At 71.0% G+C, this 13,972-nt stretch carries 11 protein-coding genes; 3 read left to right on the forward strand and 8 right to left on the reverse strand.

The window, feature by feature from the left end:
• Positions 1-10: 10 nt before the first annotated feature.
• The 5 genes from E5671_RS38625 to E5671_RS38645 all read right to left on the reverse strand — a co-directional run bounded on the left by E5671_RS38625 (position 11) and on the right by E5671_RS38645 (position 7,879).
• Positions 11-1,750, reverse strand: a complete 1,740-nt coding sequence (locus tag E5671_RS38625) for a prenyltransferase/squalene oxidase repeat-containing protein (protein ID WP_160508846.1) — start codon at positions 1,748-1,750, stop codon at positions 11-13.
• Positions 1,747-3,072: a phenylacetate--CoA ligase family protein gene (locus tag E5671_RS38630; protein WP_160508848.1), complete on the reverse strand. Its 1,326-nt coding sequence runs from the start codon at positions 3,070-3,072 to the stop codon at positions 1,747-1,749. The genes E5671_RS38625 and E5671_RS38630 overlap by 4 nt, the downstream gene beginning before the upstream one ends.
• A 33-nt stretch (positions 3,073-3,105) precedes the next feature.
• Positions 3,106-4,470: an aldehyde dehydrogenase family protein gene (locus E5671_RS38635; protein WP_160508849.1), complete on the reverse strand. Its 1,365-nt coding sequence runs from the start codon at positions 4,468-4,470 to the stop codon at positions 3,106-3,108.
• A gap of 11 nt (positions 4,471-4,481) precedes the next feature.
• The gene (locus E5671_RS38640; RefSeq protein WP_160508852.1) at positions 4,482-5,588 is read right to left on the reverse strand and encodes a 3-deoxy-7-phosphoheptulonate synthase; all 1,107 of its coding nucleotides are present in this window, start codon (positions 5,586-5,588) and stop codon (positions 4,482-4,484) included.
• Between the two features lie 233 nt (positions 5,589-5,821).
• A complete protein-coding gene (locus E5671_RS38645; RefSeq protein WP_336605974.1) occupies positions 5,822-7,879 on the reverse strand; it encodes a glycoside hydrolase in 2,058 nt (685 codons plus the stop codon).
• A gap of 148 nt (positions 7,880-8,027) precedes the next feature.
• On the opposite strand from E5671_RS38645, the gene E5671_RS38650 reads away from it, so the two are divergent.
• Positions 8,028-9,233, forward strand: coding sequence for an MFS transporter (locus E5671_RS38650; protein WP_160508854.1), 1,206 nt, complete (start codon positions 8,028-8,030; stop codon positions 9,231-9,233).
• Here the strand turns inward: E5671_RS38650 and E5671_RS38655 are convergent.
• The gene (locus E5671_RS38655; protein WP_160508856.1) at positions 9,220-10,611 is read right to left on the reverse strand and encodes a hypothetical protein; all 1,392 of its coding nucleotides are present in this window, start codon (positions 10,609-10,611) and stop codon (positions 9,220-9,222) included. The two genes, E5671_RS38650 and E5671_RS38655, sit on opposite strands and share 14 nt — an antisense overlap.
• Positions 10,612-10,724: 113 nt before the next feature.
• On the opposite strand from E5671_RS38655, the gene E5671_RS38660 reads away from it, so the two are divergent.
• Positions 10,725-11,996 (forward strand): molybdopterin-dependent oxidoreductase, encoded by a 1,272-nt coding sequence (locus E5671_RS38660; RefSeq protein WP_160508858.1) that lies wholly within the window; start codon positions 10,725-10,727, stop codon positions 11,994-11,996.
• Positions 11,996-12,505, forward strand: a complete 510-nt coding sequence (locus E5671_RS38665; RefSeq protein WP_160508860.1) for a hypothetical protein — start codon at positions 11,996-11,998, stop codon at positions 12,503-12,505. The genes E5671_RS38660 and E5671_RS38665 overlap by 1 nt, the downstream gene beginning before the upstream one ends.
• Here the strand turns inward: E5671_RS38665 and E5671_RS38670 are convergent.
• Positions 12,448-13,140, reverse strand: a complete 693-nt coding sequence (locus tag E5671_RS38670) for a class I SAM-dependent methyltransferase (RefSeq protein ID WP_160508862.1) — start codon at positions 13,138-13,140, stop codon at positions 12,448-12,450. The genes E5671_RS38665 and E5671_RS38670 overlap by 58 nt on opposite strands.
• Positions 13,137-13,814: a TIGR04282 family arsenosugar biosynthesis glycosyltransferase gene (locus E5671_RS38675; protein ID WP_160508864.1), complete on the reverse strand. Its 678-nt coding sequence runs from the start codon at positions 13,812-13,814 to the stop codon at positions 13,137-13,139. Before E5671_RS38675 ends, E5671_RS38670 begins: the two co-directional genes overlap by 4 nt.
• Between the last annotated feature and the right edge of the window lie 158 nt (positions 13,815-13,972).

Genomic DNA, 13,972 nt, shown 5'->3' on the forward strand with positions numbered 1-13,972 from the left:
TCCGCGCCTTTCACGAGAGGGCCAGCGGCGGCAGAGCGTGCCGTTCGGGCGAGAGCCGCATCTCCAGACGCCGTCCCAGACAGTCGGCGAGCGGGCCGCCGCTCGCGGCCATCAAAGGAGTCCAGGCGAACCCGCCGTCCGCCGTGCGTACGCTGTCCAGGAACTTCGTCAGATGGCCGGCATCCCATGCGAGGCCGAACTCGTCGCCCGCAAGGACGGCTTCGTAGGTGCTCAGCAGATCCGGGACCCGGTTGCCCTCGTTCGCGAATCCGCCGCCGCGCACCCGGTGCAGGGCGAGCGCGTCACAGGCGGGGGCGCCGTCGGTCCCGACGGCACGGTTCAGCGCCCTGAGCGCCTGCAGGGTGGCTCGCAGCGTGGGCCGGCCACCGGGCACGTTGGCGTACTGGCCGGGTGCTGTCTCGCAGGTGGCCACGTACCCGGCGATGTCCCGCAGGTGGGCGGCCACCGACTCCCCGCCGGTCCGGTGGAGGATCTCAGCGGCCGCGCACGTCGACACCATGTCCGACGCGCGGCCCTCCCAGTACCCGAAGCCGCCGTCGGGGTTCTGGATGGAACCGGCGAGCCAGTCCGCGATCCTGCCACGGGCCGCGGTGTCGTCCCTGAACGCCCCCGCCGACAGGGCCCAGAGGGTGCACCGCACCTCACTTCCCCGCCCCGGCATGTACATGATGCCGTCCTCATTCGGCAGCATGCAGCTCTCCGTCCACCGAAGGGCGTCGCGCTCCCCGGTGTCCGAGAAGTGGCCGGCGATCAGGTGAGCGGAGGTGGTGAGCACGTCCGACGCGAGTTCGGGAGCGCGATAGGTGAATCCGCCCTGCCCGGTCCGGAACGACAGCACCGTTTCGACCACCCGGTCGGCGATGTCCTCGAAGTCCTCGGCTCCGGCGCCGAGTTCCCTCAGCGCTCCCACCCCGCAGAACGCGGCCCACACATCCGGCACGGGATATCCGGGCCACCGAGTGAACGATCCGCCCGGCGTGAGCCGGGCCCGGATCCAGGCGACGCAGGCCTCGGGGTCCCGCGGGGTCTCGCCGAGGCGGCTCAGGGCGCTGGTGGCCCGGAACGTCGCCCACAGACAGTCGGTGTCGTCGCCCGCCTGGAAGGTGAAGCCGCCGGCCTCGCTCTGCCGGTCCTTGAGCCAGCTCGTGAGCCGCTCGCGGCTCCACGGCAGGGGACCCTGACCACCCGTGGCCGTGCTCCAGGCCGTGAGGGCGTAATAGCAGGCCCGCACGTCGGACGTGCCGTCCTTCGCGTGGGCGGGGCTCCATGCGAGTCCGCCGTCCTTGGCCTGAAGCGCCGACAGCCAGTCGAACAGCGCCTCCGGAGGGCGCTCACCGAAGATCTCCACCAGGGTGCGTACGGCGTAGTAGGTGGCCCACACGTCCGACGCCTGACCTGGCGTCATCGCGAACCCGCCGTCCGCGTGGGCGGCACTCCACACCCATGCGGAACCCGCACCGCCGACCGGGTCGCGGCCGCCGCCCGGCAGATCGGCCATGGCCTGGGTGCAGTAGTAGGTGGCCCAGGCGTCGGAGCTCATGCCGGCCGACCACGCGAACCCGCCGTCGGAGTTCTGCCGGGAGGAGAGGAAGCCGGTGACGGTCTCGGGGGATGGCAGGTCGTCGACACGGCCGAGCCAGGTGAGCGTACGCACGGCCGCGTACGTGCACCACAGGTCGGAGTCTCCGGAGACGACCCCGGACGACCTCCGCAACATCTCGTACGTCATGCCGGTACCACCTCGGCGACGACCCGGAAGTTGGAGCGCTTCCAGCTCTTCTGGGAGCCACCGCTCTTCGTCGTCACCGGCAGCCGGTTGACGAACCGGACCTCGTCCCACCGGAAGCCGAGGTGTTCGTCCGTACGCCGCTGGATGGCGGCGTTCTTCGCGGACTCGGCCTCACGGTCGGTGCTCGGGTCCCGCTCGAGCAGCAGCCTGGCCCACGTGCCGCCCTCGTCGACCTCGATCAGGTAGCCCATGACGTCGCGGTTCGCGTAGATGATGCCTTCGAGGTCGCGGGTGCGCACCCGGCTGCCCTTGATCTCGGTTCCGTCGCTTCCCCGGCCGTGGACCGTCACCACGGTGCTGTCCTCGCCGCAGGGGCAGCCGTCGGTCAGGGACACGTCGTCGCCCATGTCGAGGCGGAGGAGCGGACGGGCATCGTTGTTGAGCGGGGTGACGACGAGCCGCCCTTCGCGTCCCGCCTCGGCGGGCACGATGCCGTCCTCGTTCGCGATCTCGAAGTAGTTGGCCCCGCGCAGCAGGTGCAGTCGGTCCTGTGGGCAGCATGCGGCCAGCGTGCCGCTTTCCGTGCTGCCGTAACTCGCGTCGTAGGCACGCGCGTTCCACCAGTGCCCGGCCATGGCGCGCAGCTCCGGGGTGCTCACCTCCCCGAGCAGCATGAGGAGTTCCACGGACTCACGCAGTTGGTCGAGGAGGCCGCGCTTCATCATGATCTGGGAGAACTGGAGCAGCACACCGGGCGCCACGAACAGGACGGTCGGCCGGAAGACCTCCCACAGACCGACGATGCGGTCCCAGTCGGAGATCCCGGTGGTGTAGGGGTACGCCTTGACGTGGGGAACGCCCAGGAACTCGCAGACGCCGACCATCAGGTCGGCCACCGGCACGATGTCCGACGGCAGCAGGATCAGAGCGCGGTGACCGCTGTCCGCGAGCATCGTGCGCCAGGTCTCGGCGACGGACACGGTGTTGGCGATCATGTCCTGGGCCGTGCGGGGCGTCGGCGTGGGGGCCCCTGTCGTCCCTGTGGTCTGGTAGTACTTCAGACCTGCGTCGATCGGTACCCGCAGGTAGTCGAGAGGCCGGGCCTTGAGGTCGTCCTTGGACGTCGCGTGCAGGTCCCGGAACGCCCGCATCGAGAACGGGTCGAGCGAGGCGTAGGCGGACGTCCCCTCCGCGCGGTGCCAGACCTCGGCCAGCTTCGACGTGTAGTACGCCTCGTCGGAACGGGACTCGCGGCGGTGAGCTGCCACCTGCTGCTGTATCCGCTCCATGAAGTCGAGGTCGCTCCTGGAGTTGATCTTCACTTGCCACTCCTTGTTCGCGGCGGATGCTTGAGGTCAGTCGCCATGGGCAAGCCCCTTGGCGCGCATCAGGAACTCTCCGAGGAACCCGTCGTGCGGTACGTCCGGATGGACCCAGGAAGTCGGCCTGCTCCGGTACACGTTGGAGACCGACGTGAGCCGCGTGGCCGCCTCGACCAGCTCCAAGTCCTCGGTGTGCAGCGACAGGACCAGAGATCCGTCGAGGACATCCACGGCGTCCCGCTCGAACGGGGCGACCCATACGCAGGGGAAGGGCGCCTCGTACGACAGCGCCGGGCTCCTCGGGGACGTCAGTTCCACGACTGCGGGTGTCACGGTCGCCAGGGAGCCCTCGCCGCCGAGCCGTTCGACTCTCGGCGCCAGATGCACCGTCGCGTCCTTGGCCTGCTGCATGACCGCCGCCGCCAGTCGTTCCGCGTCGGCCTCCGGCATGCACGGCAGCAGGGCCTCGTCGTCCAGGGGCCCGGCCGGTGCCACCTTCCGTAGCGTGGCGGCCAGTTCGCCGGCGAATCCCGCCGGATCCTGTTCGACCAGTACGCCCGTGGTCGCGGTGCACGCGGTTCCCGCGTGATAGAGCGCGCCCGTGCCGGCGAGGCCGAGACCGGAGCGCCGTTCCGCGTCGGCGGTCACGACCAGTTTCGAGCGGCCCGGCCCCTGCAGTCGTACGTCGCAGCGGTTGCGGTACTTGTCCACGACGTCCTGACCGCCGTACACGAGGGCACGGTCCGCGCGCTCGATGATCAGATCCGCTGTCGCGTGGTCGCAGGGCGCCATGACCAGCTGCGTGGTCGGTACTCCTGCCTGCCACAGCGCGGTGACGAGGCGGAAGGGGGTGAGCGGGTCCCGGGTGGAGGGGCGGACGACGACCCGGTAGCCGAGCGCCAGCGCCTCGGGCCACATGGCATGCACGCCGGGGCTGTTGCCCGCCGCGTGCACGGCGAAGACGTCCCCTGTACGGCACCACGCAGCGCCCGCCGAGGGAGCGTCACGCACGGCGGTGCCTGCCGGGGCGCAGCCCGTGGGGCGTGCCGCCGACGGCGCACGTCCCACGTCGCGCAGGGTCGCCGTGATCAGCCTGTCGCACTCGCGCACGACCGTGACGGGCGTTCCCGTCAGCGCCGACACGCGACGCTCGTGGGCTTCCAGATCGTCTCCCAGGAGCTCCTGGCCCTCGAAGACGTCGGCCGCCTTGCTGAGCACGTCGGCTGTCTCCGCGACGGGCAGAGGCGCGCTTCCGCGCAGTTGATCGATCCAGTGGGAGACCACAAGGCCCGGGACCGATGCCAGTTCAAGGGCCGGTGTGCCCGAGGCGTCCGCCACGGTGGTGCGGTTCCGCGTCCGGTAGGGCCCATTCGGACCCAGCGCGGCGATGTCAAGCATGCTCGCTCCCCTCAGCGTCCGGCGGCCGTCAGGGCGCGGCACCGGCGGCTCGCGGACGCGAGGTCCCTGAGCACGTCCACGGTGGCGTCCCACCCCATGCAGGCGTCGGTGATGCTCTGGCCGAACACGGCCTCACCGATGCCGAGTTCCTGGCGCCCTGGGACGAGGAAGCCCTCCAGCATGACGCCCCGGATGTCCGTGTCACCGGCCGCCACCTGTGCGCCTATCTCCCGGGCGACCAGGGCCTGTTGTTCGTGGTCCTTGCCGCTGTTGCCGTGGCTGGCATCGATGACCAGGCCGGTCGGCAGCGCGGCCGCCGACAGCAGCCGCGCCGCGTCGCGCACGTGCTCGGCGCGGTAGTTGGGCTGCCCCGACCCGCCCCGGAGCACTACATGGCAGTCGGGATTCCCGCTCGTTCGCAGCGTGACAGGCCTGCCGTTCCGGCCGAGGCCGAGGTACGCGTGGGGGGCGGCCGCGGACCGGATGGCGTCGACGGCAACGCCCACCGAGCCGGTGCTGCCGTTCTTCATGCCCACGGGCATGGGCAGACCGCTCGCCAACTGGCGATGCACCTGGCTCTCCACGGTCCGCGCGCCGATGGCTCCCCAGGAGATCAGGTCCGCCAGGTACGCGGGAGCCGCCGGGCTCAGCCACTCCGTGCCGATGGCCAGGCCCAGTTCGGCGATCTCCAGCATGAGGGAACGGGCGGTGCGAAGCCCTCGGTCGAGATCGAGGTTGCCGTCCAGCGCCGGATCGGCGAGCAGCCCGGTCCAACCGACCGTGGTGCGGGGCTTCTCGACATACACCCGCATGACGATCGCCAGGTCGTCGGCGAGTTCGGCGGCCAGTTCAGCCAGTGATCTCGCGTACGCAAGACCGGCGTTGACGTCGTGGATCGAGCACGGGCCGACCACGACGAGCAGCCGGTCGTCCTCACCGCTCAGTACGCGGCGGGTCATCAGGCGGCCGGAGCTCACCGAACGGGCCGCGTCCGCGGTCAGCGGCAGCTCGGTCAGGAGTTCGTCAGGGGTGCTCGCCAAGTGCGTACGGTGCCGGCCACCGATGTCACCCGGCGAGAACTGTTCGACCACGGAACGGGGCTTTTCCTCGGTCAGCATGTCAAGACTCTGCATCGATCCTCAATTCGTGCTAATCAGCGCAAGAGTTGTGCGTCGGCAACGAATCATTGGGGCGGACCGCGATCTCCTGAGTGCCCAACTGGAAAGACCGATTGGATGGGCGATGCTGAGGGAGATACCGCGGTGCAGCCGTTCGGTAAGCACGTGATTCACCGTGCCCCATCCCGTGGGCGGGCCGCCACCTGCACCGCGTGCAGCAAGTTGTGGTGCATTTAGCTGCAGAGGCGGTGGGACCTCGTCTCGTTCCTGAGCTTGGCGTCCACGCAGTCGCCGGGCAGCGACCCGTACGGCTTCTTGCCGAAGTTGGCGGTCACGGTCAGCTTCCCGTCGCCGAACTCCGAGCGCTGTACCGTCCCGTCGGCGGTGAGCCGCTGGTAGCCGGTCATCCGCTCGGTGCCCGCGGCCTTGTGCAGAGGTGCGAAATAGCGCTGGAGCTCCGCCATTTCCTTGCCCGTGGACTTCAGGTTCTTGTCCCCGAGCGTGAAGTTGAGCGGGGTGTTGTAGAGGGCGGACATCAATGCCCGGTCGGTCTTCTGGGCCGGGAGCTTGTTGTACGGCATTTCCCAGCGGTCCGTGTTGATGACGGAGCCGTGCAGTGCGGTTTCGTAAAGGGGGACGCGGTAGCGCGGGTCGTACATCGCCTTCGCCAGTGAGGGCGGCAGCTCGGCCTCCTTGAAGAAGAACGCGGGCTCGCCCTGCGGCGCGTAGCCGCCCCACTTCTCCTTGTCCTTCTCCAGCTGCCACAAGCCGTCAGCGACCGGCGTCTGCCCACCGTGGTTGAAGGCGAGCACGGGGGCGGCCCAGGAGCCGGCGGACTCGGAGCCGAGGACGAACTTGTCGTCGGACGCGAGCTTTTGCATGCGCTCCAGGCGGTTGGCGCGGTCCTGCTTCTTGTTCATGCGGTGGCCCTCGCTGCTGTCGGTGAACAGCTCGCCTGCCGCGTCGACATCGAGGAAGTAACTGTCGGCGCCGTTGGCCGTCATCTTCTTCGCCCGGTCGGCCAGGTAGTGCTTGCCCGGCTCGGCCTGCTTGAACGCCTGGGTGCTGACGTAGCAGCCCCGGCCGCCGAAGCCCTCCTTGATCTCACCCTTCCAGTTGCGTACGCAGAAGTCGGGGTAGACCGAGCCGGGCCACTTCGACGAGGGGTTGTCGGCGCTCCGGGAGGGCTGGCCGTTGGCGTAGGAGTCGTACGGGCCGACCAGGTAGCCGTGTCGTTGCGCGGCCCGCACGGCTGCCTTGTCCATCGGCTGGTCGTCGGCGTCGTAACCGAGCCAGAGCCGGGAGACGCCGAGCTTGCGCAGCTCGTTCACGCCCTTCGTGGTGCGGGCGCTGCCCCATGCGTAGGCGTGCACCGCCCCGAGCAGCCGCCCGACCTCGGGGTTCTCCTTGATCTTCTGCGCCAGGGAGCGCAGCTTGCCGTGTTCGTCGAGGTATGCGCGGTAGTTGGCGGCGGAGGAGACCGGGGAGGAGCCGGTGAGGGAGAAGTGCACCGTGTAGTCGCGGGTCTGCTCGCGCCGCGAGAACTCGTGCCGCGCGGTGGAGCCGATGCGGCCGTCCTTCGACGCGAAGCCCAGCGATGTGCCGACCTCCTCCGGCACGATGTAGCCGACGCCGTGCTTGCCCTCGGTGTAACCCCAGGCCGGAAGGGTGAGGCCGCCCGAGAGTTCGGTCTCCGAGTCCTTGAGACCGGCCTCGCCGGAGTTCCAGAAGGCGTCGCTCACCGGGACGCGCAGGCCCTCGCCGCGCGGGATCTGAAGGGCTCCGTGGGCGCCGGGCGCGGTAGTGGGCCAGGACAGCTTCTGGTCGGTGTCGGAGTGGACCGTCATGCGCAGCCGACCGTGATCGCTCTTCGCCGTGACGGTGAGCTTCTTGCCGGGGTACGACCAGCGGGCCGTGCCGCCGTCCACGCTGACCGCGCCGGGCTTGCCGAGCTGCCGGCCCGCCGCGCCGGACATCGGGAGCGAAGCCCCGTCGTCGGCGTGCCCGGTGACGCGCAGCGACCCGGTGTCCACGCGCGTGGTGCCGCCGCGCACGGTGAAGTCGACCGCGCTGCCCTGCACTTGGGGCGCCACGTCCGCCGTACCGCCGTCCGACGGCGGCTCTGCCATGGCCAGGTAGCCGGCCGACGCCGTGGTGACGGTCAGTACGACGGCCGCAGCGATGCCGTACGTACGGAAGCGGCGCCGACGCCGCGCGCCCGCGATGTCACTGTGCCGGGCTTCACGTGGCTGGGGCAGTGGCTGACTGCTGTTGCTCTTCACGTAGTTCACGGGGGAGAGCGTCGGGGGAGGGCGTAAGAAGTTTCTAAGAGTCGCGCTCCGGGCTGCTGGCAGAGCATGACGGAACGTGGCGGAACATCGGCATCTTCTGGCAGATTATCGGAAGTGCGACAGGGTGCCCGGCGTCGACGATGACGGGGTGCGAAGGAATACATCCATCACTCTGTTGTCCGCCGGGCACGCCTGCGTCGATGTGTACCAGGGTGCCGTGGCGTCCCTGGTGCCGTTCTTCGTCGCCGAGCGCGCCTACAGCTATGCCGCCGTCTCGGGCATCGTGCTCGCCGCCTCCCTGCTGTCCTCGGTGGCGCAACCGCTGTTCGGTGTCCTCACCGACCGCTGGCCGATGCCGTGGCTCCTTCCGGTCAGCACGCTGCTGGGCGGTGTGGGCATCGCGCTGAGCGGGGTGAGCGGCTCCTACGCGCTGACCCTGGTGTTCGTGGCGGTGTCCGGGGTGGGCGTGGCCGCCTATCACCCCGAGTCCGCACGCGTCGCCCGGCTCGCCGCCCGGGGCAGCCACAGCGGGATGGGCTGGTTCTCGCTCGGCGGCAACCTCGGCTTCGCGGCGGCCCCGCTCCTGGTCACCGCTGTCGTGGCGACGGGAGGTCTGCGCCTGACGCCACTGCTTGCGCTGCCGGCGCTCGTCGGCGCCGTGCTGTGCCTGCCCGTGCTGCGTGCGCTGGAGAAGCAACGACAGGACGCCGGGGCCGGTACGGCGATGACGACGGCCCGGGACGACGACCGGGCGTCGTTCGTGAAGCTGTCGCTGGCCGTGGTGTGCCGGTCGATAGTCTTCATCGGCCTCAGCACCTTCATCTCACTGTTCGCCGAGGAGCGCATGGGCGGGAGCGCGGCGGCCGGTACCGCGGCGCTGTTCGTGCTCTACCTCGGCGGTGCGGTGGGCTCCGTGCTGGGCGGCAAGCTGGCCGACCGCTGGGACCGGGTCACCGTCGCGCGCTGGTCGTATCTGCTCACGGCCGTATGTGTGGCGGGTGTGGTGTTCGTACCCGGCCCGGCGATGTATCTGTGCGTGGCGCTGACCTCGGCCGGTCTGTACGTCCCCTTCTCGCTGCAGGTCACGCTCGGGCAGGACTACCTGCCCTCCCGCATGGGCACCGCCTCCGGGATCACGCTCGGACTGACCGTCAGCGTCGGTGGTCTGGTGAGTCCGTTCATCGGCAGCCTCGCCGACGCGACGTCCCTGCGAACCGCCCTGGCACCCCTGGCCCTGATGCCCGTGCTGAGCTGGCTGCTGTTCCGCACCCTCCCCGAACCGGCCGTGCCGCGGCCCGCGGACGCGGTCCACGGCGGCGAGGACGGTGAGCGTCGCGCCCTCACCAGCCCGTGAACAGCAGGTGGTTCAGCGTGAGCGCGAGTACGGCCTGTGCGCCGAGCCAGTGGCGCGCACCCGCCTTCGGCAGGAGTGCGGTCGCCGCCGTCAGGAACGTGGCGAACGGCAGCCAGATGCGCTCTGTCTCCGCCTTGCTCATCCCGGAGAGGTCGGCAGCAAGCAGGGCGAGGAGGGCGGCCAGGACAAGAACGACCAAGCGGTCGGCCGGCGTTGTCCGGCCGGCGCGCAGGCGGCTGATCGCGCCGGGCGCCGAAGCCACCGTTCTGCGGAGACCCGCGACCGTGGCGAGGCCGACGACAAGCACCGTGCAGGCGAGGTTGGCCCAGACGAAGTAGGCGTACGGTCTGATGCCGCCCGCGCCCTGGTAGTAGCGCTCGACGAGCAGGCGGTACGCCTCCCACCAGTCGAAGCCCGCCAGAGTGAAGACGAGCGGGGCCGCGGCTGCCCCTGCCAGGAACAGCGGGAGCGGGCGCAGGGTGCGGGTGATCAGCAGGACGGCGGCGGCGACGACGGCGAACAGCGTCAGGCCGTACGAGAGATAGCAGGTGAGGCCGAACAGCAGCCCCGAGCCGAGTGCCGCGGCGGCGGGGGAGCGGACGTCGCGCGTCGATGCCAGTGCGAGCAGGGCGATCATCCAGGCGGTTACGGCGGCGAAGTAGCCGTCCGCGGAGGCGCCGACCCAGATCGCGGCCGGGGTCAGGACGAGGAAGGGAGCCGCCCGTCGGGCGGTCGCCTCGTCGGCCAGCGCGCGCACGGTGATCAGGACGGCCGCCACGGCGGTGCTGCCCACCGTGATGCAGAAGGCCCCGGCCCAGGCACCGCCCCCGAGGCCGACGCGGTCAAGGAGAACGAAGGTGAGGGTGGCGCCGGGCGGGTGGCCCGCGGTGTGGGCGGGCCAGCGGTCGGGGGAATCGATGAGGATGTGCCGGGTGAAGTCCCGCAGCGTCGCCGGGATGTCCTCGAAACGGTCGATGACCTGGAGGTACTCGTACTTGGTGGTGAGCCGCCGCGCCACGCCCCGGTGCCAGCCGTCGATCAGCGCGAGCGACCAGATCCAGGCCATCGAAGCGGTCCACGCGGTGAGGAGAAGCGCCCGCCAGGAGAGCCGGGCGGCGAGGGCCGGGCCGTACGCGATCACCGCGACGGCGACCGCGAGCGCGGCGGGCGTGCCCGGCCCGACGTGCGGGTCCCACTGGGCGTACAGGGGCGGCCAGTTGAGGTGCAGGGTGCCGTCCGCGTGCTCGATGGAGGCGCCGACGACGACGGCCGCGGCGACGAGCAGCGCCGCGACCCCGGCAGCTGCCAGGTCACGGCGGCGCCCGCCGCGCTCAGGGGCCGGGTCACGGGGGCGTCCTGTGCGCTCTGTGGTGCTCACGTCTGCACGGTAGGCGCAGGTGGCGCGTGCGAACGGGCTCCGAGGGATGACGTCAGCGTTTTGTCATGAGTCGTGGCCCCGCTGGACGACAGGGTCCGGCATACGGTCGTTTCATGCCCCCAGCACCACGCGTCACGTCTCCCACCGACCCCGGTTTCTGGCGCAGCCCGCTGCGCGGGCCCTGGCTCACCTCGGTTCTCGGCGTCGTACTGCTGGCCGGTGTCACGGTGCTGTTCGTGACCGGCCTGCTGTCGTACGCGGCGTACAACCCGAACCTGTCACCCGTCAACGACAAGACACCGGACAAGGGCCTCCTCGGCTTCTACCTCTTCGACTGGCCGACCGACCCGCACTGGCTCTACCGCCTCAACCAGGGCCTGCACGTCACGGTGGGCATCACACTGATCCCGGTGCTCCTCGCGAAGCTGTGGTCGGTGATCCCGAAGCTCTTCGCGCTGCCCCCGGCGCGGTCGGTGGGGCACGCCCTTGAGCGGGTGTCGCTGCTCCTGCTGGTCGGCGGCGCGCTGTTCGAGTTCGTCACCGGTGTCCTCAACGTCCAGCTGGAGTACCTCTTTCCCGGCTCGTTCTATCCGCTGCACTTCTACGGCGCCTGGGTGTTCTTCGGCGCGTTCGTCACTCATGTCGTGCTGCGCCTGCCCCAGGTCGCACGGATCCTGCGGGAGCAGGGGTGGCGCGAACGGCTGCGGGATACGCGCCCTGAGCCGCCCGACGAAGCGGGTCTGGTGGCGCCAAGGGCCGCCGAGCCGACCGTGTCGCGGCGGGGAGCGCTCGGCATGGTCGGCGCGGGCTCCGCCCTGCTGTTCGTGACGACGGCGGGGCAGAACTTCGACGGGCCCCTGCGGCGTACCGCCCTGTTCGCCCCGCACGGTGGCGGCGATCCGGGAAGCGGACCGAACGGCTTTCAGATCAACAAGACGGCCGCGAGGGTGGGCATCGAGCGGCGGGACACGGGTGAGCTGTGGCGGCTCGTCGTCGGCGGACCACGGGGAGACGTCAGACTGTCTCGTGACGATCTGCTCCAACTGCCTCTGCACAGCGCAGCGTTGCCCATCGCCTGCGTGGAGGGCTGGTCGACATCGGACCAGTGGTGGCGCGGCGTGCGGCTGCGCGACCTCGCGGCCCTTGCCGGGTTCGACGAGGACCCTCCGGGCGTGCTCGTGGAGTCCCTGCAGCGCCACGGGGCCTTCCGCAAGGCCGCGTTGCGCGACAACCAGGTCCGCGACCCGAGGTCCCTCCTCGCCCTGCACGTCAACGGGGAGGATCTGTCGCCGGACCACGGCTATCCGGCGCGGATCATCGTTCCGGCCGCCCCCGGCGTGCTCAACACCAAGTGGGTCTCCCGCCTGACCTTCGGGGAGCTGTGATGACTGGTCTCGCGCGTCGGCTCCCGGTCTTCAGGCGGTGGTACGGCGAGGGGCCGCTGCAACTCCTCGTGCTGCTCGCCTCGTTCGCGCTCACGGGGTACGCGGGGATGCGCCTCCTGGACGGCGACTGGCTGCTGGTCGCCGTCTGGTTCGTCGGCGCGGCGCTGGTGCATGATCTGCTGTTCGTGCCCGCGTACGCACTCGCCGACCGGGCACTGCGGGCCGTCGCCGGGCGGCGGGGGCGCGGGGAGCGGGTCGGCGGGGGGTGGATCAACTTCGTGCGTGTTCCGGCCTTCCTGTCCGGGCTGCTGTTGCTGGTGTGGTTCCCGCTCGTCGCCGGACAGGTGGAGCGCTATGAGTCGGCCACCGGGCTCCCCGCCGGCGTCTTCCTCGCTCGCTGGCTGGCCGTCACGGCCCTGCTGTTCGCGGGAGCGGCACTGTGCCGGGTGGTTCAGACCCGGCGCGCGCGGCGCAGCGCGAGGAAGGAGCGGCCCGAGGTGGTCCACTGATCGGCCGGGTTCCAGCCGAGCGGACGGGCGTGGCGCAGTAGGGCGGGGGTGCCGAGACGGGCCCAGGGGAACAGCTCGCCCGGTGCGCCGTGCCCGTCGTCGACGTGCACCTCCACCCGCTCGTCGACGTCCATCGGCGCGGTCTCGGCGATCAAAAGTCCCTCAGGGGCGACAAGTTGGAAAACCCGCGTGAGCAGCGCGGTGGGGTCTCCGCCGATGCCCACATTGCCGTCGATGAGCAGGGCGGTCCCCCAACGCCCTTCGCCGGGAAGCGCGTCGAAGACGGAGCGGAGGAGGGCGGTGCCTCCGAGCCGGATCGTGTGGTCGACGGCTGCCTGGCTGACGTCGACTCCCAGGACGCGATGGCCTCCGGCCGCTGCCCCGGCCACCAGGCGGCCGGGGCCGCAGCCGATGTCGAGGACGCTGCCCTCGCAGCGGCGCAACGCGGAGAGGTCAGCCGCGTCGGCACTCGCGCACCAGCGTTCGACGTCGAGGGGCAGCAGCCAGCCGTCGCTGCGGCGCAGGAACAACGGGCCGTGGCCGTTGCGCAGAGCATTGGTGTAGGGATCCGCGTGCCAGGGCGCGGCCGCGGGGGCCGTCCTGCGCAGGCCGGTGTCCGGCGGCGCCGTGCTCATCGGCCACTGCCCCGGCCCGGGTGCCCGGCCGCCGTCGCGAGGCGGGCGAGCGTGGCGGCGAACCGGCTGCCCGGCGCGGCTTCGGCGACCTTCCCGGCGTCGTCGGCCGTGTCGACGTCGCGCAGCAGGGGCAGCTCGCGCACCCGCAGGCCGGCGTCGGTGAGCCGGGCCCGTTGCAGGGCGCCGGTGTCGGGCCTCGACATGGGGACGCCGCGCAGCAGCCGCGGATCGGGCCCGGCCAGGCCGAGCGCCCAGAATCCGCCGTCGACGGCGGGCCCGAACCAGGCGTCGCAGTCCTGCCAGGCGTCGGGGCCGAGCGCGGGGGCGAGCAGGCCGGGGGTGAGCTGGGGGGTGTCCATGCCGACCAGGAGTGCGGGCCCGGTGCAGCAGGCGAACGCCGCGGCGAGCCGTTCGTCCAGGCCGCCCGCGCACTGGGGCACCACCTCGATGCCGGAAGGCAGCCAGGGCCCCGGCTGCCCGTCGAGAACCAGCACGCGCCGGCGGGCGGGCGCCGCGAGTACGGCGTTGAGCGTGTCGGTGAGGGAGGCCGCGGCCAGTTCGGCGGCTTCCTCGGGGGTGTAGGGCGGGGTGAGGCGCGTCTTGACCCGTCCCGGGAGTGGTTCTTTGGCGATGACGAGGAGGGTTGTTCCGTGGGTGGTGGTGTTGGTGGTCATGCGGCGGCGCCCCTCGCTTGGTGTGGATGGGTGGCGGGGGTTGCCTGTGGTGGTGTCGCGGGTGCGGTGTTGAGGGGTGGGGTGGGGTGTGTCCTGCCCGTCGCTTGCTGGGTGTGGGCGGCGGCTGCTTGCGGTGGCTTCGTGGGTGCGGTGTGGCG

The organism is Streptomyces sp. BA2, from assembly GCF_009769735.1.
In the GTDB taxonomy this organism is placed as follows: Bacteria; Actinomycetota; Actinomycetes; order Streptomycetales; family Streptomycetaceae; genus Streptomyces.

Excerpts from the sequence above, each read along its gene's own strand:
- E5671_RS38635 (WP_160508849.1), bottom strand. The coding sequence starts at position 4,470 with ATGCTTGACATCGCCGCGCTGGGTCCGAATGGGCCCTACCGGACGCGG.
- E5671_RS38665 (WP_160508860.1), top strand. The coding sequence starts at position 11,996 with ATGACTGGTCTCGCGCGTCGGCTCCCGGTCTTCAGGCGGTGGTACGGC.
- E5671_RS38625 (WP_160508846.1), bottom strand. The coding sequence starts at position 1,750 with ATGACGTACGAGATGTTGCGGAGGTCGTCCGGGGTCGTCTCCGGAGAC.
- E5671_RS38660 (WP_160508858.1), top strand. The coding sequence starts at position 10,725 with ATGCCCCCAGCACCACGCGTCACGTCTCCCACCGACCCCGGTTTCTGG.
- E5671_RS38670 (WP_160508862.1), bottom strand. The coding sequence starts at position 13,140 with ATGAGCACGGCGCCGCCGGACACCGGCCTGCGCAGGACGGCCCCCGCG.
- E5671_RS38640 (WP_160508852.1), bottom strand. The coding sequence starts at position 5,588 with ATGCTGACCGAGGAAAAGCCCCGTTCCGTGGTCGAACAGTTCTCGCCG.
- E5671_RS38675 (WP_160508864.1), bottom strand. The coding sequence starts at position 13,814 with ATGACCACCAACACCACCACCCACGGAACAACCCTCCTCGTCATCGCC.